The following is a 17342-nucleotide window of genomic DNA, read 5'->3' as shown; positions in this document are numbered from 1 at the left end:
TGGTGATTTTGACGAGGTGCTCAGGCCTGCAGGGCCCCTCCGCGGGAAGCTCATAGGGCTCGGGGAGGAGCAGAAGGTCCTCGTGGTCCTGAAGACAGCAGGGATCCGCGAGGTAAAGAAGCTCCTCTTCATCGGGCAGGAACAATGAGTGAATGGTGTGGGTCTCAAACGTATCCATGTAATAATGATACCATATTGAGAGAGAAAAAGCAAAAGGACTACCCCCAGAAAAGCTCATTTTGAATGGGTTTTTTGGCCATTGCAGGATGCCCCGCCAGAGGCCCTTAAAGGGTGAAAAGGTCAAAAATGACCCTGGAGGGTCTCAAAGAATCGCCAGGGCATGTTTCTGCCCTCTCCCGGCCATTTCCCATGCCGGCTGGGCCAACGGTCGCCCCTCTTGTCGCTGCAGAAAAAAATTTTCGATGGGGAAGCTCTCCCGGCCAGCTGCCCCGGGAAGCTCCCTCTGCAGGGCGTCACTCCTTCCGTCAAAAACTAGAATTTTTCTAATATTAACCGGGGTACCTGGGATATATAATAAGAGAAAGCAGTTTTCAGGCTTTTATTTCATCATGGAGGAAGAAAAATAATGAGTAATGTCAAGATTGAAAGTGCAGCTCTGCATGTCCTGCCTTCCCTGCCTTACGCGGAGAATGCGCTGGACCCCGCAATCTCCGCAAATACTGTCGGCTTCCACTACGGCAAGCATCACAAGGGATATGTCGAAAACCTGAACAAGCTTACCGCAGGTACGGAGCTGGCTGGCCTGGCGCTGGAGAAAATCATCACCCTGACAGCCGGTAAAGCTGACAAGACCGCGATCTTCAATAATGCAGCGCAGACATGGAACCACACGTTTTACTGGCACAGCCTGAAGCCGAAGGGCGGTGGTGAGCCACCCGCGGCGTTAAAGCAAAAGATCGAGGTTTCCTTCGGCACCCTGGATGCGTGCAGGAAGGAGCTGGCGACTGCGGCAATGGCCCAGTTCGGCAGCGGCTGGGTGTGGCTCGTGCTGGATGGCGGCAAGCTCAAGGTGGTCAAGACCGGCAATGCAGACATGCCTATGACCACAGGCATGAAAGCGTTATTGACCATCGACGTGTGGGAGCACGCCTACTACCTGGATTACCAGAACCGCCGCGCTGATTATGTCAACGCGGTGCTGGACAAACTGATCAACTGGGATTTCGCGGCAGAGAACCTTAGCTGAAGGCTGAATGTTTCTTCATCTCCTGAAGAAGGAAGAGAGAGTCCATGCAGAGACGGAATCTGATTTTTGCCCTTGTCTTCATAGGAATAGGCGGCTTCCTTCTGCACCTGAGAATCCACAGCCCTCTGGTCGAAGGGCATCTGAGGTGGCAGAACCTTTTTCCGGCGATAGGCGATCTGGCCACTGTCTTTGTGGTCACGATGCTCTTCATGAGCAAAGGCACGGCAGACATTGCGTATGTTATCAACGGGCTCACCGTAATAATCGGAATCATACTGATGTCTCATTTTTCCATCGCCCATGCACTCCCTGGAAAGGGCTTCACTCAGAGCATTCTGAGCTCAACATTCTGCGATTCCCTGATCCTTTTCGGGAAATTCTTCGTGGGGAAAGAAATTTTTGACCACTACTACCCGGAGCGCACCAGAGACGATTGGAAATATCCCCAGGGCTTTCGGTATCTCCATAACGGATGGTGGCTTGTGCATTTCGCCGGGATCACACTGGTATATATCATTGGTGTGCTCATTTTCAAACATTAGGAGGCAGGATATGAGAATTCTCCGTTATTTTGCAATCGGCAAACCCGGCTTCTATGCATGGCATGCCATCATTATCATATTACTGCTGTACCTGGGCGCGAGAATCAAGTTTTAGAAAAAGGTTCAGAGGGAGGTGGCTCATGTATATCGTGATTATTTCTTTCCCGCCTATTCAAGAGGGTAAGGATGCTGAATTTCAACAATGGTTTGCCTCGTCAAACCAGGCATTTGCCGGTTTTGAGGGTTTCATAAGCAGAAAGCTGTTGAGGCCTCTGGAAGGAGGCAGCTATGCCGCCATAGTTGAATTTGAAAATCAGGCGAGCTTCCAGGCGATGCATACCAGCGCTCTCCATGCCAAGGAAAGCGAGAAGGTCCAGCCAATGTTTGATGGCAAACCCACGCCCAGGTTTTATGAAGTAGTCCAGAGTTAAAAAGGGTGAACTCTTCCAATCGAAGGACATGGTGTAAGAAAATATCACCTCAAGATGATAAACTGACGCACATTGTGAATTACAGGATCCCTGCGCTCAGAAACCTGGATTTAATGAGCAATTTTGAATTCATACTCCAGAGCATAAGGAGGGAAAAGATTATGAAAGCCACAGAGGACCTCAAGAATGAGCATAAAGGGGTTATGCTGATGCTTCGCATCCTGGAAAAAATATGCGTGAGCCATGAGGCAGAAAAAACAATTGATAAAGACCATATGGAAAAGATTCTGGAATTTTTCACCGTTTTCGTGGACACATGCCACCATGGGAAGGAAGAGGAATTCTTATTCCCTGCCCTGGTATCGGCAGGAATCCCAAAAGAAGGCGGTCCTTTAGAGGTCATGCTGGCGGAGCATGACCAGGGGCGAAGCTTTGTGAAGGCGATGAAGCAATCCCTTGCATCATATCAAGCAGGCAATGCTACTGCTGCAGTTATCCTGGTGACGAACGCCCGGAGCTATATTCAGCTTCTGACACAGCATATTCACAAAGAAGAAAATGTGGTCTTTGAAATGGCCGATAAGCTTCTTTCCGAAGAACGGCAGAAAGGCCTCTGGGTGGAGTTCGAGAAGCTTGAGCAAGAAAGAATCGGCGCGGGCAGGCATGAGGCTTTTCATGAGCTTCTGCATCAGCTCAAAGAAATATACGGAGCGTAAGGCGAAGAAATGACCTTTATCCCTGATTAATAACCGGAGGTGCACTTATGCCCACTTTTGACCGAGAACTTTCCCTCACTCTGGGAGGAGAAGCCGGGCAGGGAATTCAAACCATCGAATACCTGCTGTCCCATCTCTTGAAAACCGCCGGCTACCATATTTACGCCACCAAGGAATATATGTCGCGGGTCCGGGGAGGCAGTAACTCCACCACTCTGAGAGTGGGGGAGAAAAGCATTGCTGCCCCCTGCGACCGGATTGACCTGCTGATCCCCCTGGATAAAGCTGCCATCACTCATGTGCAAAACCGGATTTCCCCAAAAACCCTGATTCTGGGGGATAAATCCCGGCTGGGGGAAGATTTTCCCCTCATCGATGTTCCCCTGGAAAAACTGGCCGGGCAGGCAGGGTCGGGAATCATGGCCAACACGGTGGCCGCTGCCCTTGTCTGCGGCCTGATGGAGCTTGATGCCGGGCTGTTGAACCAGTTCCTGAGCAGCTATTTTGCCGGCAAAGGAGCGGAAATAATCCGTCAAAATCTTGCCGCCGCTGCCCTTGGGCTGGAATGGGGAGCCAAAATAGCCCGGCAGGAGCAGATTAAGATTGCGATAAAACCCACTCCGGAAGTAAAAAACCAGATTCTCCTGAACGGAGCGGAAGCCATCGCTTTAGGAGCCGTCGCCGGGGGATGCAACTTTGTTTCGGCGTACCCGATGTCCCCCTCGACCGGGGTATTTACCACCTTAGCCCAGAACGCGGAAAAATTCGGCCTGGTGGTGGAGCAGGCGGAAGACGAGATTTCCGCCGTCAATATGGCTCTGGGGGCCTGGTATGCCGGGGCCCGTGCCCTCGTGCCCACTTCGGGCGGAGGGTTCGCCCTTATGGTGGAGGGAATCAGTCTGGCGGGAATGCTGGAAACTCCTCTGGTCATCAGCCTGGGGCAGCGTCCAGGCCCGGCTACAGGCCTGCCCACACGCACTGAGCAGGCCGATTTGGAATTCGCTCTCTACGGCGGTCACGGGGAGTTTCCACGTATCATCCTGGCTCCGGGAAACCTGCAGGAAGCCTTTCTTTTAACCGCCAGGGCCTTTGATATGGCAGACCGCTTCCAGACCCCGGTCATCATTCTCTCTGACCAGTATCTGGTGGACGCCTATTACAACACGGAGAAGCCCGACCTCGCATCGGGGGAGCCCGAAAACCATTTCATCAAGACCCGGGCCGATTATCAGCGCTATCAGCTCACTGAAAACGGTATCTCCCCCCGGGGGATTCCGGGATTCGGGGAAGGATTGGTCTGTGTGGACAGCGACGAGCACGATGAAGCTGCCCACATCACCGAGGACCTGGACATCAGGAGCCGAATGGTGGAAAAGCGGCTGAAAAAACAGGAGCTGATCAAAGAGACCGCTTTGCAGCCCACCCTGCTTGGGAAAGCCGGCTCTCAAAACCTTATCATCGCCTGGGGCTCTACCTATCAGGTGGTGAAAGAAGCCCTGGAAATCCTGAGTTTGAAAGACACTGCCTTTCTCCATTTCAGCCAGCTTCATCCCCTCCCCGCGACAACCGCGGGACTGCTGGCAAAGGCCAGGCAACTGGTCATCATCGAGAACAACGCTACCAGCCAGTTCGGAAAGCTCCTCCAGCTGGAAACCGGGATTAAAATTGAAAACCGGATTTTGAAATACAATGGTCTGCCTTTTACGGTGGAAGAAATCACTGAACATTTAAAAATCCTGTGGGAAGGAGGACTCGAATAATGAGCAACCCTTATGATATGGGAGCCATTGATATAGCCTGGTGCCCGGGGTGCGGGAATTACGGGATTCTGAACATGGTGAAGAGCTCTTTAAGCGAGCTGGAAATCAAGCCTGAAGAGCTGATAATGGTTTCCGGCATCGGCCAGGCTGCCAAAATTCCCCATTACCTGAAAACCAATTTCTTTAACGGCCTGCACGGGCGCGCCTTGCCTGCCGCCACTGGAATCAAGGCTGCCAACCCCGGCCTTACCGTAATTGCGGAAAGCGGGGACGGCGATATGTACGGGGAAGGGGGCAACCACTTCATTCATACCCTCCGCCGCAACCCCGATATCACCAATTTAGTCCACAACAACATGGTGTACGGGCTTACCAAGGGGCAGGCTTCCCCTACAAGCCAACCCGGCTTTAAAACCCCGGTTCAGGTGGAAGGAGTAAGCGAGGAGCCTTTTAACCCACTGGCGGTGGCAATTGCTCTCGATGCTCCTTTCGTAGCTCGTATCTTCATGGGGGATAAAGAGCAGAGCAAGGAAATCATAAAACAAGCCATTAAACACCAGGGATATGCCCTGGTGGACATCTTCCAGCCCTGCGTTTCCTTCAATAAGGTCAATACTTACCAGTGGTTCAAGGAAAACACTTATTACCTGGAAGAATCATACGATCCAGCCGACCGCCAGGCAGCCTTCCAACGGGCTCTGGAAAGTGAAAAAATTCCCCTGGGAATTTTTTACCGCCATGAATCCCGGCCGACTTTTGAATCCACCCTCTCGGCGTACCGGGAGGATAAGACCCCGCTTTCCAGGCGAAAGGCTGATTTCAATAAATTGGAAGAATTACTGGATTCCAAAAAATAAGGACGGCATCGTCCATCAAAAAAGCTGCCGATGCGAAGGCAGAAGACGGAGAAGAAGAAATCAAGAAAATAAAATAACGGAGGGAACCGATGAACACGATCACGACGAAAGACGGCACGCAGATCTATTACAAGGACTGGGGCAGCGGGCAGCCCGTAGTCTTCAGCCATGGCTGGCCGCTCTGCTCGGACGCATGGGAAGACCAGATGGTGTTTCTGGGCAGCCGCGGATACCGCTGCATCAGCCCTGATCGCCGCGGCCATGGCCGATCGGGCCAACCATGGAATGGCAATGAAATGGACACCTATGCCGATGACCTCGCGGCGCTCATGGAAAAGCTCGATCTGAAGAACGCGATCCATGTCGGGCATTCTACGGGCGGCGGTGAGGTCGCCCGCTATATCGGCCGCCACGGAACCAGACGTGCGGCCAGGGCCGTGCTGATAAGCTCGGTGACGCCGCTGATGCTGAAAACAGCCGCCAATCCCGCCGGGCTGCCCATCGACGCGTTCGACAAAATCCGCGCAGGCGTGCACGCCGACCGCTCGCAATTCTTCAAGGATCTCAGCACGCCCTTCTACGGCGCCAACAGGCCAGACTCCAAGGTCTCCCAGGGGCTGCGGGACTCGTTCTGGCTGCAGGGGATGCAGGCCGGATTCAAAGCCGTCATCGATTGCATCAAGGCCTTTTCCGAGACAGACTTCACTGAAGATCTCAGGAAGTTCGACATTCCGACGCTCATCATGCACGGTGACGATGACCAGATCGTGCCTATCGGCGCCTCGGCCCTGCTCTCATCCAAGATCGTCAAAGGTGCCACTCTGAAAGTCTATCCGGGCATGCCGCACGGCATGTGCTCTACCAATAAGGACCAGATCAACGCCGATCTGCTCGAATTTTTCAAGGCCTGACGGCGATTTGCCTCACCCGATTGTTCCTGCCCGATAGAGACCGAGAGCATGGGAGGTGCCAATGTCTTGTCAAGTAGTGATTTTTGGAGCCGGTATAGCGGGATTGACCGCTGCCCATGAATTAGTTCACTCAGGATATGGTGTTTCAGTGTATGAAGCCACCGATCAGCCGGGCGGATTCTTCAGAAGCTCCCGGCTCAGTCAGGACAATATGCCTTCGGAGTATTCCTGGCACGGCATGGGACCTTGGTATCATAATGCTTTTGATTTAATGCGGCATATTCCTTTTAATGAAAAAGGGAGCATCTATGATTCAGCCCTCTCACGGCCCGTTGATTTTGGAATTTTCCCCGATGCCGATAAAGCTGAGTTTTATAATGAAGGACTGAAAGGCATTCCTAAAATGTTCAGGATGAACACGTGGGAATTCATGAAATGGTCTTACCTGATGCTTAAAACGTGGACTTCCAATAATCGAAGTAAAATAGAATATGATAAGCTTAATGCCGCCGAAGCCTGGGAGCCTTTACTGAAAGATAAAGCCTATAAAGCCTGGCGTTCTTGTTTCGGCCCGTGGATTGGCTCGGATTGGTCAAAAGTCTCACTGCAGACTGCCGGTGAATTTTTCAGAAAACAGCTGATCACAAAGCCTGCACACCGCCACAAGGCTGATCAGGATGGCCCCGCGTGGAAGCAGGGCGCCGGAGATGGCTGGCTGTTACTTAAAGGCCCCAGCAGTGAATACTGGTTTGACCCATGGGTGAAATACCTTAAGGAAAAAGGCGTAAAATTCTTCTGGAGGAAAGCTCTCACAAAACTGGAGTTTGATGGAACCGCCATTGTCTCCGCTTTCTGTGGAGAAGAAAAAATTCAGGCCGACAGGTATATTCTCGCTCTCAATCCTTTCATGACGGCAGATATTTTAAGTGAGACCCCTGCGCTTGAGAGGCTGGAAGAATTAAAGCTGTTCAAGCCCCTTATTCGGGGTGGCCCTCACACTCAAGTCTCTTTCAGAGTGGCATTTTCCGAAGAAATTAAGTTCCCTCGTGAGAGGACTGCCGTAGTGGTGAGTGATTCCGAATTCAATCTGACCCTTTTTGCCGAAGAACAGGTGTGGGACAAAGAAGTGGATTTAGGGAAAAACATTAAATCTCTCTGGACAGGCACCTCCTGTATTGGCAGCGTTCCGGGAAAGATTTACCATAAGCCGGTAAGCAGGTGCACGAAAGAAGAATTCATCGAAGAAGTGAAAGCCCAGATTTTCAGCTGCGGCGCGCTTGATGAATTAGTGAAGGAAGCGAATAATGGAAAAGGGTTGAGAGAATTTTCAATTATCAAAATAGAAGTGTGGCATGAGTGGAAATTTTCCAGTGAAGGAATAAGACCTCTTCAACCGAAATGGGTGAATTCCACCGATACCCAGGCATATTTACCCGCCCAGAAAACGCCGGTTTCAAATCTGTTTCTCGCCGGAGCCCACACCAGGACTCAAGCTCAGGTATGGAGTATTGAAGGCGCCGTGGAAAGCGGCAGAAGAGCGGCGAAAGCGATTGACGACAGGGTTGAAGTGATAGACCAGTATCAACCCCTGTGGATTAAAGGTTTATCCAAAATTGACGATATCCTGTATTCAATGAAAGCACCCCAGGTTATCGATTCTATTGCATTGTCTCTTATTTTATCTCTCATTTTGTCTTCCCTCAGGCATTTTCGCTCTAAAGACTGATAAAATTTTCTGGCAGAATACCTGGCGATTCATACTTCCAGACTTTTTCTTATATGAATCTGAAAAATAGGAGGCTATAATAAGGAAAGGAGGTATCTGTTCCATTTCTCAAAGAATGAAAGGAGTATTACTATGCTACACAGAGCAGAAACACTGAAGGGTTTCAAATTGGACTGTATCGGGGGGGAAGAAATAGGGAGAATAAAAGAATTCTACTTCGATGACCATCACTGGGCGATTCGCTATCTGATTGCCGACACCGCAGACTGGCTTGCGGGAAGGAAGGTGTTGATATCCCCCTATGCACTGGGCGCGGTGATTGCAGAAAAGCAGCACATCACCATCGATTTGACCAAAAAGCAGATGGAGGACAGCCCATCATTGACCAGTGACAAGCCACTCTCGCGGCAATTCGAGGAGTCCTACTACGGGTATTTCGGATGGCCGAAATATTGGAGCGGCCAATACATGTGGGGAGCCTATCCCCGCATTGTGCGTGACCGTGAAAAATTGAAGGAATACACCGAGGGTGAGACCGCATGGGATCCGCATCTGCGAAACACTCACGAGGTGACAGGCTATCACATCCAGGCCGTAGACGGCGAGATCGGCTACGTTGAGGATTTTATCATCGACGACGAGACATGGGCGATTCGTTATCTCCTCATCAATACCCATAACTGGCTGCCGTTGAAAAAGGTCCTGGTTTCACCGCAATGGATCGAGCGCGTCGGTTGGGACGACAAGAAAGTCTTCGTCAATCTTTCCCGCGATACCGTCAAGCAGTCACCGGAATACACAGAGGAGTTTCTGCTGACCCGGGATTATGAGACAAAACTTTTTGGGCATTACAATCGCCAGGGATACTGGGTCGAGGAGCCTGTCAAGGTGACTGCCCATTAAAGCACCCGTGTCTCACCTTGTTTTGACGTGCACGCGAAGTCTCATCTGAAAGGAACGAGGTAAGAGCATATGAAGAAATTAGTGGTTTTATTAATAGTTCTGGCATTTTTAGCGGTTTTTACGTTGAATGGCTGCTACCAGTCATCACCTCCAGCACCTGGAGCGCCTGGAGCGCCTGGAGCACCTGGAGCACCCGGAGCATCGGAGAGAGGAGCACCTGGAGCACCTGGAGCACCTGGAGCGTCTGGAGCACAAGGAGCGCCTGGAGCATCGCATAAAGGAGCGCCTGGAGCACCCGGAGCGCCTGGAGCGCCTGGAGCGCCTGGAGCGCCCGGAGCGCCTGGAGCACCGGGAACACCGGGAAAATAGCAGAGCGTGATATCGGGGTATATCCTCCCGGGAGGATATACCCCGCAGGGCTTACTTGCAAAGGAGATAAAAATGTCAAAAGTGCCGCATCTGGTCAAGATTACAGGAGTGCTTCTTCTTCTTTTTACGATAGTCCTCACTGTCTGTTCGGGTTGAATGGCGCTATAATCCCTGGGACAGGGATGCACCGCCGCATCTTGGGACATCGGCAATCAACATCATGATGAAAGGACTACTCATATGCTCAACAAAGCCAAAACGCTGAAGGGTTACAAATTGGAAAGCCTCGACGGGGAAATAGGCAAGGTCAAGGAATTCTACTTTGATGATCAGTACTGGGCGATTCGCTATCTGGTCGCCGACACAGGAAACTGGCTTACGGGCAGGCAGGTGTTGATCTCCCCGTATGCCCTGGGCGCCGTGAATAAAGAAAAACAACATATCAGCATCGATTTGACCAGGAAGCAGATTGAGGACAGTCCATCATTGAACAGTGACAGGCCCGTCTCACGGCAATTCGAGGAGTCCTACTATGGGTATTATCAATGGCCGACATATTTTGACGGCCCCTACATGTGGGGACCTTATCCCCACATTATGCGTGACTGTGAAAAAAGGAATGCATCCAACCAGGCTGAGCAAAGCTGGGATCCCAATTTGCGCAGCACTCACGATGTGAGTGGTCATCATATCCAGGCCGCAGACGGCGAGATTGGCCATGTCCAGGATTTTATCATCGACGACGAGACATGGGCGATTCGTTATCTCATCATCGATACACTGAACTGGTGGCCCGGGAAAAAAGTCCTGCTTTCACCACGATGGATCGAGAGCATCAGTTGGAACGAGTCGAAAGTATTTGTCGATCTTCCCCGCGAGTTCATCAAGCACTCCCCGGAATATACGGAGGAGTCTCTGATCACTCGAGATTATGAGACAATGCTTCATGGATATTACAATCGCCAGGGATACTGGGTCGAGGAACCGGCTGCCAGGGTGCATACCCCTTGAAGCGCGATGATCGAAAAAGCCACCCCGCTCCTTCCCCCAAAGACTGGACTTTTTCTTATATGAACCGCAGCAATAAAGCGCTATAATAAGAGCAGGAGACAGACATCCCTCTCAATCAAAGCGCCGGCAATGTTTTTTGAGGGCCCATCATACTCTTTCCAGATGATGTCAAAGATAACCAATCAAGGGATCAGTCTGCAGTCCAGACAAGTAAGAGAGGAGGTATAAGGACAAAGGCTGAGGTTCGATTCACGCACGCAATAAGGTCTATATGAAAAGGAGTACTATTACAATGAATATGAAAAAGCTGATAATTATCGCATTCGCAATTCTGATTCTCGCTTCGGCCTTTCAGGTGGCAAAGATAGCGCCTGCTGCCGCCGCAACGATGAATCTCTCGGGGGCCTGGGACATTCTTCTCTTTTACAATGACGGCGGAGTGGACAGGGAGATCTGGTACCTCACCCAGGAAGGCAACACGATTACCGGCCACAGCCGGTACCTCACGGACCGGGGTGATTTTATAAGGAACAGAATGACAGGGCTTATAAACGGATCATACCTTACCATGACTATTAAAACAGGACAGGATTACGTCACCGAGTTCAAGGCCCGGATCGGAGACAATGGCGCCACGATGGGCACCGAGAGCACTTCCCCCAACGGGACTTCTTTCAAGCAGACCCTGATAAATATCAACGCAGATCGTTCCTACAAATATAGTGACAGGCAGGATCGCTGGCTCAATATGAATGGCCAGTGGTGGGGTCAGAAGCAGACGAATCCCGCAACCATGGACGAGCCTTATGAGTATCAGTCGAATTCAACGCAGTATCAGTATCCAACAAATTATCAGACGAATTTTCAGGCGTCTCAGTCTTATGAGAATTACCCGCAGTCATACAGTTACAATAAGGACCTGGATCTCACGGGAGCCTGGGACATACTGCTCTTTTATGACAATGGCGGCGTGAACAGGGAGATCTGGTTCCTCAACCAGAACGGCTCTTTGCTTACCGGCCATACCCGGTACCGCAATGACGCGGGCAGTGTCGTCAGGTCAAGGCTGACAGGCAGGCTGAACGGATCGAATCTCACCATGTCAGTGAAGACCGGAGATTATAACACGCAGTTTCAAGCAAGGATTACTGACAACGGCTTGAGAATGGGCACCAAGAAAGTTGCCCCCGACGGGTCTTCTTTCAATCAGACAATGAGAAATATCGACTCAGGAACTACTACCACGGAGATGACCGTGCCAAACCGCTATCAGAATGGCGACTGGTGGGGACAGAAGCGTGATCAGCAATCGAGCCGATAGCAGCAGCAGCGCTGGCAGAAGAATCAATAGGTGTGCCGCGCAAAAATGAAGGTGTCCATGTGAGGGCACGGGGGTTGAGGATGGATTCCTCCCCCCTGTGCCCTCAAAATATTTCCGCCCCGGTCTTTAAAAACTAGACTTTTTCTTATAGAGAATCGGGAGGTTGATTTGGTATTATAGAAAGGGAACCATTCTGGCTTCAATGCGGAGCGCTGAAAAGACTGTCGCGCCCGCTTGAGAAGCAAATGATACTATATTGCTTTCTCTGCTAGATATAGATTCTAGAGGAGCAGAAAGAGGAGGTGAGGAACGAAGGCTGAGATACGGTTCATATCAGGCATGAAAGACTGAATTAAAAGGAGGATTATTTACGTGAAAAAAGTGTTACTTATCGCATTAGCTATCCTGATTCTCGCGGTAGCCTTCCAGGCGACAAAGACGGTTTCCGCTGCACAGGATAACAGCGGGGCGCTCTTATCGGCGGCGGCAAAAGGGGGCGTGCTTGAGCTGCAGGATATCGTGATCAGAAAGAATGCAACAGGAAAGGATATCAATTTCAGAGTCAGAGTCAAGAACACCGGGACCGTGGCGGCAACCAAAATGAAGGATAACCTTGTGATCTATCTTCGCGTCAAAAATGCGAAAACGGGCGCCTGGGACGAGCTGCAGAAATGGTCAAACATCGATGTGATAAAGCCGGGAGAGACAGTGTCGCGGGATCGCACCCCCGGCGACTCCAAGAATATCGATGTCCTGTCAAACGAATTTACCCTTCAGGCAGAGATCGTTTTGAAAACACCGGGCACTACAAAGATAGCAAAAGCTAAACTTGAGGGCACTTACCCTGTAGATTCAGTCAAGAACCCTTAACCATGCATGAAAGAAGGGAGGGTTCAGCTCCTCCCTTCTTTCCTCTTTGCTGAAAGAGGCGTTAAGGAGGTTATGACAATGAAGCATTCATTGAAAATCCTGGTATTGGTGATGATTCTGCTGCTTTCAGGGGCCGCAGCTCCCTGCAGGGCAGACGTCTCTGAAAGCCAGGAGATAAGCATAGGGCAGGCAGCCGCCAGCAAGCTGGAGGCTCAATACGGCGTGTGGAGCGATCCGACCCAGTATGAGCGGATAAACAGGATAGGCTCTTACCTTCTCCCTGTCAACGAGCGGAGAAACCTGAGGTTTACCTTCAAGATCCTGAACACCCAGGAACTCAACGCCATTTCCCTTCCCGGCGGGTTTATCTACGTGACCAGGGGGCTCCTTCCGGTGGTCGATGATCATGAGCTTGCCTTTGTTTTAGGCCATGAGATGGCCCACGTGGCAAAAAAGCATGCCTTGCAGCAGGTTGACCGGCAGATGACTACCAATATGGGAATTTCAACCATCCTGATTCTTCTCAGCAAGGGCCAGGTGTCTCAGCAGAATCAGACTGCCGCGCAGATCCTCAGTCTCATTGTGAACAGCAAATACAGCAGGGAAGATGAATTTGAGGCCGACCTGGTCTCTTGTGTGTATATGGTTTATGGGCCGGAATGGGATCCCAATGCCGGCGTCACCTTTATGAGAAAGCTCAAGAAACAGGGCGGCGGAGAGCTCCCCGGCTTTGTCAATTCCCTTGTGGGCTCTCATCCTCTCGACGAGGAGCGCATCAAGGCAATAGAGGAAGAATGCAGAAAACTGGGCTACTGATGGAACGCCGATGCCATGAAATAAGAGATAATTGAAAAATATCTCAGCGGTCTTGAATGTACTCTTCCGGAGTGAGCACCCTGTTGGCTATCTTGTCCCTGAAATGTTCTGCATCCCATGTAACAAAACTTGTAATACCGGGGAAAAAGTCTTCCGCAATAGATGCAGCAAGGGCATCTCCGAAACTCATTTTCTTCTCTATATGTTTCAGAACTCTCTCCAAGGGGAGCCGTGGGAGGATATGCTCACTGGCCGCCTGAGGAATAATCTGAAGGTGGTATTTATCGGGCAGGTAGTGAAAGAGCTCCCTGAGCTGCTGCGGGTTCAGGTTGAATGAGAGGACACCGCACACTTCAAGAATATTTATTATGCTTGTGACGCCGCATCTATTATCCCGCACAAGATCCAGAAAAGCCCTGTTGACAGGGAAGAGCCTGTCCCTTCTATAGCGTAGATCAATGAAAAAGACATTACTGTCAATGAATACTAAACGGTTCGCCGCGACCACTCTACCGCCTCCTGCCAGCTGTCAAAACGCGGGTGTGTCTGAGAAAGAGTGTTTTCTATATCTTCCATGGCTTCCTTGTAATCCCTTATTGTCTTCTCACCCTCAGATGCCTCTGATGACGCAGGGATCATCATAGCCTGGGGCTTCCCCCTTACCGTGATCAATACTTTCCCCCCATCCCGCACGATTCTCATTGCTTCACCCGTTTTATTCTTGAGCTCTTTTGCCGTCATTTTCCGCATCTTCTCACCTCAAGTACCTATCTGTTCTCATTATAGCTATTTCGTAGCGGAAGGTCAAGAGCGGAAAAAACCAGGAGCGGTGAGTCTTCCAGAAAGCATGAGTGGTTCCCGCAGGCCCGGAGGTCCCGGGAAGCACCTTCACAAAGACTAGACTTCTTCTTATATGAACCGCGTCACTGGAGAGGTATAATAAGGGTAGGAGACAGATAACCCTCTCCAATCAAAATGCAGTCATCGCTCCGTGATGACCCGCCATTTTGCCCCCCGAGTGTCTCGCCTGTTACTAAGCAGTATGGAATGGCATGTTCCGCATGTACTTTTGCTGCGGATTATTAAAGGGGGTGCGGGAGGAGCTTGGAGATGTCGCGCCGGATCGTCTGGTGAAAGTTCCGCCTGCGGTCCGGGAGAGTAAGAAAGGAGGTTTTCAGTAAGGTACTGTAGGCAAAGCATCGTCATCAATAAAGATAAGGAAGTGATACCAATGGACTCTTACAGCTCTCCTACCAGTAAACCGTTATTCCGCGGCACTCAAATTGTATGGTACGTGCTTGGCCTCATGGAAGCGCTCCTGGTGTTCCGGTTCGCTTTAAAGCTGCTTGCCGCCAACCCGGAGGCCGGGTTTACCCGATTTATTTATGGTATAACATATCTCTTTGTCGCTCCGTTCAACAGCGTGTTTAAAATCATGCAGGTGGAAGGAAGTATTTTTGAATGGACCACGCTTCTGGCCATGTTCGTTTACTGGCTTGTTGCCTGGGCTGTTATCAAGCTTCTTGTGATGAGCAAGACCGTGTCTACGCCGGAAGCTGCGGCTAAATTAAGCAGAGCAGAGAGGTAACCACCGAAACAACAACGGAGAGCCATGAGGAGGTGAAGCAGAGCAGTATGGAACTGAGAGGGCAGATGGAACTGTCCCGAGAGAAACGTGGTTTGAAATAAAACAGGAGGTAATGATTATGAAGACGTTAATTGTAGTACTGGCGATTGTTGGGTGTATGTTCTTTATGGCCGGTGTGGCGAATGCGGTAGCCGATATGCATGTAAGGGCTTACATTATTGCGGTGAACCATGGGGATGCCGCGAAGGTAGACACATTATTAACGAGTGAGCCGGAATTAGTTGATGTAAAAGACGATATAGGCTGGACACAGCTGATGCGTGCGGTTGACTATGCGAAAATGTCCACAGTCGAGATGATCGTCTCCAAAGATGCCAATCTTGATGCGCAGAATCCTGAAGGCAAGACGCCGATAATATTTGCGGCAAAGAACGGCAACCTGGAAATGGTGAAGTTTCTTGTCTCCAAAGGCGCAAATTACAACATTAAGGACAACAAGGGCGCGAGAGCTCTCACATGGGCTGAAAAGCGCAATGACAGTGCCGGGAATGAAGTCGCCGAGTATCTGCGCAGCTATGGCGCGAAGGAATAACTGGCGGTGATATCAGCCATATAAGCTGAGTCAATTTCTGTCAACAGTTATGAGGGGAGAAGCGCCAGGTCACAGGCCTGGTGCTTCCTCCTTGCCCTCAAAGCAAGGTGAGATCTATGGGGAAGAAAATAATACGATTCAAGTGGCTCATACTTACCATTATAGTGCTCGCAGTGGCAGGGATTGTCGCGGGCACTCTGCTGACGGCGAAAAAAAAGCTGCACTTCGTGACATCAAAAATTGACAAGGGCACCATTGAATCTGTGGTGAACACGACGGGAACGGTAAATGCGGTCATCTCCGTGGATATAGGCTGCCAGGTCTCGGGAAAGGTGACCAGGCTCTATGTGGATTTCAATTCACCGGTGAAAAAAGGGCAGCTGCTTGCCCAGATTGATCCCCAGATCTACAATGCCCAGGCTGATGAAGCCGTTGCAAATCTCGAGAGTGCCCGTGCCACAGGCATAAATTACCTGGCGCAGTATCAAAACGCCTTGTCCAAGGTGAGAGAGGCCCAGTCTTCGTCGAAAAGCTCCGAGGCGCAGGTAGAGGTGAGCAGGGCAAATCTTGTCGGCGCCCAGAGCAATGAAGCATCATCGAAAGCCGGCCTGACCAAGGCAGAAGCGCAGCTTGCGAATGACCTCGCTGAGTTCAGGCGCTCCGAGGAGCTTATGAAGCAGGATTTTATCTCCCATACCGATATGGACGCGGCCGATACAAAGTACAAGGTTTCCCTGGCAAGTGTTGATGTGGCTAAGGCCGCTTTCGGGCAGGCCTCGTCTGCGGTAAGAGCAGGACAGATGCAGGTTGCCGGGGCAATGGCAAACTATGAATCGTCCGTAATCGCACAGGAGTCACAGAAGGCGCTTGCCAGAGCAGTGGAGGCCCAGGGTAAGCAGAGCGCGGGGCAGATACAGACTGCCACCAGCAGGCTCAAGGGAGCAATGATCAATCTCAGTTATACCAATATCTATTCTCCCATGGATGGTGTGGTGGTCTCACGCAATGTCGATATAGGGCAGACGGTGGCCGCTTCCTTTTCGGCGCCGAAGCTCTTTACCCTTGCGAGGAATCTTCGTGAGATGGAGGTATATGCCAACGTTGACGAGGCTGATATCGGGAAACTGAGCCAGGGCATGAAGTCCACATTCACCGTCGATGCCTTCCAGTCAGTGAAATTCAGCGGTACCGTCAGGCAGATCCGCAAAGCATCCAGCATGGACCAGGGGGTGGTGAAATACCAGGTGATCATTTCGGCCCCCAATCCCGACTTGAAGCTCATGCCCGGCATGACTGCCAATGTCATGATCATTTCTGAAACGAGGGTTGACTGCATCAGAGTGCCCAACGGGGTAATCCGTTTTCGTCCTGATGCAGTGGCAGATTTCCCTTTTCCTGCCAATTACGGAAACAAGAAGGCCCCAAAAGCGGGAAGCAGCAGAGCGGGAAGTGGCAAAGCGGGAGCGGGCTCAAAAGGCGGCGCTGATGCCTTCCTCACTGTCTGGGTGTATGGAAGCGACGAGAAGGTGCGCCCTGAAAAAGTGGTTGCCGGGATAACCGACGGACTGTTCACCGAGATGAAAAAGGGCTCCCTCAAGGAAGGAGACATGGTCATTACAGGCACTGATTCAGGAAAGCCAAAGACTGCCGCGGGAGCCGCCGGTGGAAGTGGCGGCATACCGGGTATGCCCCGCATCGGGAGATAGCATGAAAGCGATAATG

19 protein-coding genes are annotated in these 17342 nt (G+C 51.1%); 16 read left to right on the top strand and 3 right to left on the bottom strand.

Annotation, left to right across the window (positions count from 1 at the left end):
* Positions 1-586 precede the first annotated feature (586 nt).
* From RDV48_30120 to RDV48_30080, 9 genes are all read left to right on the top strand, one after another.
* On the top strand, positions 587-1207 hold the full coding sequence (locus tag RDV48_30120; protein ID MDQ7827092.1) for a superoxide dismutase: 621 nt from the start codon (positions 587-589) through the stop codon (positions 1205-1207).
* A gap of 44 nt (positions 1208-1251) precedes the next feature.
* Complete coding sequence (locus RDV48_30115) at positions 1252-1749, top strand: hypothetical protein (protein ID MDQ7827091.1); 498 nt, start codon at positions 1252-1254, stop codon at positions 1747-1749.
* 140 nt (positions 1750-1889) lie between these two features.
* Positions 1890-2180 carry an antibiotic biosynthesis monooxygenase gene (locus tag RDV48_30110; protein ID MDQ7827090.1) on the top strand — a complete coding sequence of 97 codons (291 nt, stop codon included), beginning with the start codon at positions 1890-1892 and terminating at the stop codon, positions 2178-2180.
* A gap of 161 nt (positions 2181-2341) precedes the next feature.
* Complete coding sequence (locus RDV48_30105) at positions 2342-2896, top strand: hemerythrin domain-containing protein (protein ID MDQ7827089.1); 555 nt, start codon at positions 2342-2344, stop codon at positions 2894-2896.
* Between the two features lie 47 nt (positions 2897-2943).
* A complete protein-coding gene (locus RDV48_30100) occupies positions 2944-4656 on the top strand; it encodes a 2-oxoacid:acceptor oxidoreductase subunit alpha (GenBank protein ID MDQ7827088.1) in 1713 nt (570 codons plus the stop codon).
* The gene (locus RDV48_30095; GenBank protein ID MDQ7827087.1) at positions 4656-5513 is read left to right on the top strand and encodes a thiamine pyrophosphate-dependent enzyme; all 858 of its coding nucleotides are present in this window, start codon (positions 4656-4658) and stop codon (positions 5511-5513) included. The genes RDV48_30100 and RDV48_30095 overlap by 1 nt, the downstream gene beginning before the upstream one ends.
* Before the next feature lie 89 nt (positions 5514-5602).
* Positions 5603-6424, top strand: a complete 822-nt coding sequence (locus RDV48_30090; GenBank protein ID MDQ7827086.1) for an alpha/beta hydrolase — start codon at positions 5603-5605, stop codon at positions 6422-6424.
* A 61-nt stretch (positions 6425-6485) separates the two neighbouring features.
* Positions 6486-8150: an FAD-dependent oxidoreductase gene (locus tag RDV48_30085; GenBank protein MDQ7827085.1), complete on the top strand. Its 1665-nt coding sequence runs from the start codon at positions 6486-6488 to the stop codon at positions 8148-8150.
* A gap of 132 nt (positions 8151-8282) precedes the next feature.
* Positions 8283-9053 carry a PRC-barrel domain-containing protein gene (locus RDV48_30080; GenBank protein MDQ7827084.1) on the top strand — a complete coding sequence of 257 codons (771 nt, stop codon included), beginning with the start codon at positions 8283-8285 and terminating at the stop codon, positions 9051-9053.
* A 118-nt stretch (positions 9054-9171) separates the two neighbouring features.
* Here RDV48_30080 and RDV48_30075 read toward each other — a convergent pair whose 3' ends face one another.
* A complete protein-coding gene (locus RDV48_30075) occupies positions 9172-9402 on the bottom strand; it encodes a hypothetical protein (GenBank protein MDQ7827083.1) in 231 nt (76 codons plus the stop codon).
* A 260-nt stretch (positions 9403-9662) separates the two neighbouring features.
* On the opposite strand from RDV48_30075, the gene RDV48_30070 reads away from it, so the two are divergent.
* From RDV48_30070 to RDV48_30055, 4 genes are all read left to right on the top strand, one after another.
* A complete protein-coding gene (locus RDV48_30070; protein MDQ7827082.1) occupies positions 9663-10433 on the top strand; it encodes a PRC-barrel domain-containing protein in 771 nt (256 codons plus the stop codon).
* Positions 10434-10725: 292 nt separating this feature from the next.
* The gene (locus RDV48_30065) at positions 10726-11754 is read left to right on the top strand and encodes a hypothetical protein (protein MDQ7827081.1); all 1029 of its coding nucleotides are present in this window, start codon (positions 10726-10728) and stop codon (positions 11752-11754) included.
* A 372-nt stretch (positions 11755-12126) separates the two neighbouring features.
* The gene (locus RDV48_30060) at positions 12127-12624 is read left to right on the top strand and encodes a hypothetical protein (GenBank protein MDQ7827080.1); all 498 of its coding nucleotides are present in this window, start codon (positions 12127-12129) and stop codon (positions 12622-12624) included.
* 78 nt (positions 12625-12702) lie between these two features.
* Positions 12703-13440: a M48 family metalloprotease gene (locus RDV48_30055; GenBank protein ID MDQ7827079.1), complete on the top strand. Its 738-nt coding sequence runs from the start codon at positions 12703-12705 to the stop codon at positions 13438-13440.
* A gap of 43 nt (positions 13441-13483) precedes the next feature.
* Here RDV48_30055 and RDV48_30050 read toward each other — a convergent pair whose 3' ends face one another.
* Together RDV48_30050 and RDV48_30045 are read right to left on the bottom strand one after the other, a co-directional pair.
* Positions 13484-13948, bottom strand: a complete 465-nt coding sequence (locus RDV48_30050) for a type II toxin-antitoxin system VapC family toxin (GenBank protein ID MDQ7827078.1) — start codon at positions 13946-13948, stop codon at positions 13484-13486.
* The gene (locus tag RDV48_30045) at positions 13927-14190 is read right to left on the bottom strand and encodes a type II toxin-antitoxin system prevent-host-death family antitoxin (protein ID MDQ7827077.1); all 264 of its coding nucleotides are present in this window, start codon (positions 14188-14190) and stop codon (positions 13927-13929) included. The genes RDV48_30050 and RDV48_30045 overlap by 22 nt, the downstream gene beginning before the upstream one ends.
* A 481-nt stretch (positions 14191-14671) precedes the next feature.
* On the opposite strand from RDV48_30045, the gene RDV48_30040 reads away from it, so the two are divergent.
* The 3 genes from RDV48_30040 to RDV48_30030 all read left to right on the top strand — a co-directional run bounded on the left by RDV48_30040 (position 14672) and on the right by RDV48_30030 (position 17326).
* Positions 14672-15028, top strand: coding sequence for a YggT family protein (locus RDV48_30040; GenBank protein ID MDQ7827076.1), 357 nt, complete (start codon positions 14672-14674; stop codon positions 15026-15028).
* 118 nt (positions 15029-15146) lie between these two features.
* Positions 15147-15620 (top strand): ankyrin repeat domain-containing protein, encoded by a 474-nt coding sequence (locus tag RDV48_30035; GenBank protein ID MDQ7827075.1) that lies wholly within the window; start codon positions 15147-15149, stop codon positions 15618-15620.
* Positions 15621-15736: 116 nt separating this feature from the next.
* Positions 15737-17326 (top strand): efflux RND transporter periplasmic adaptor subunit, encoded by a 1590-nt coding sequence (locus tag RDV48_30030; GenBank protein ID MDQ7827074.1) that lies wholly within the window; start codon positions 15737-15739, stop codon positions 17324-17326.
* The last annotated feature ends 16 nt before the right edge of the window (positions 17327-17342 follow it).

The organism is Candidatus Eremiobacterota bacterium, from assembly GCA_031082125.1.
Taxonomy (GTDB): domain Bacteria; phylum Vulcanimicrobiota; class CADAWZ01; order CADAWZ01; family Ess09-12; genus Ess09-12.
This window is presented reverse-complemented; position numbering and strand designations above follow the sequence as displayed.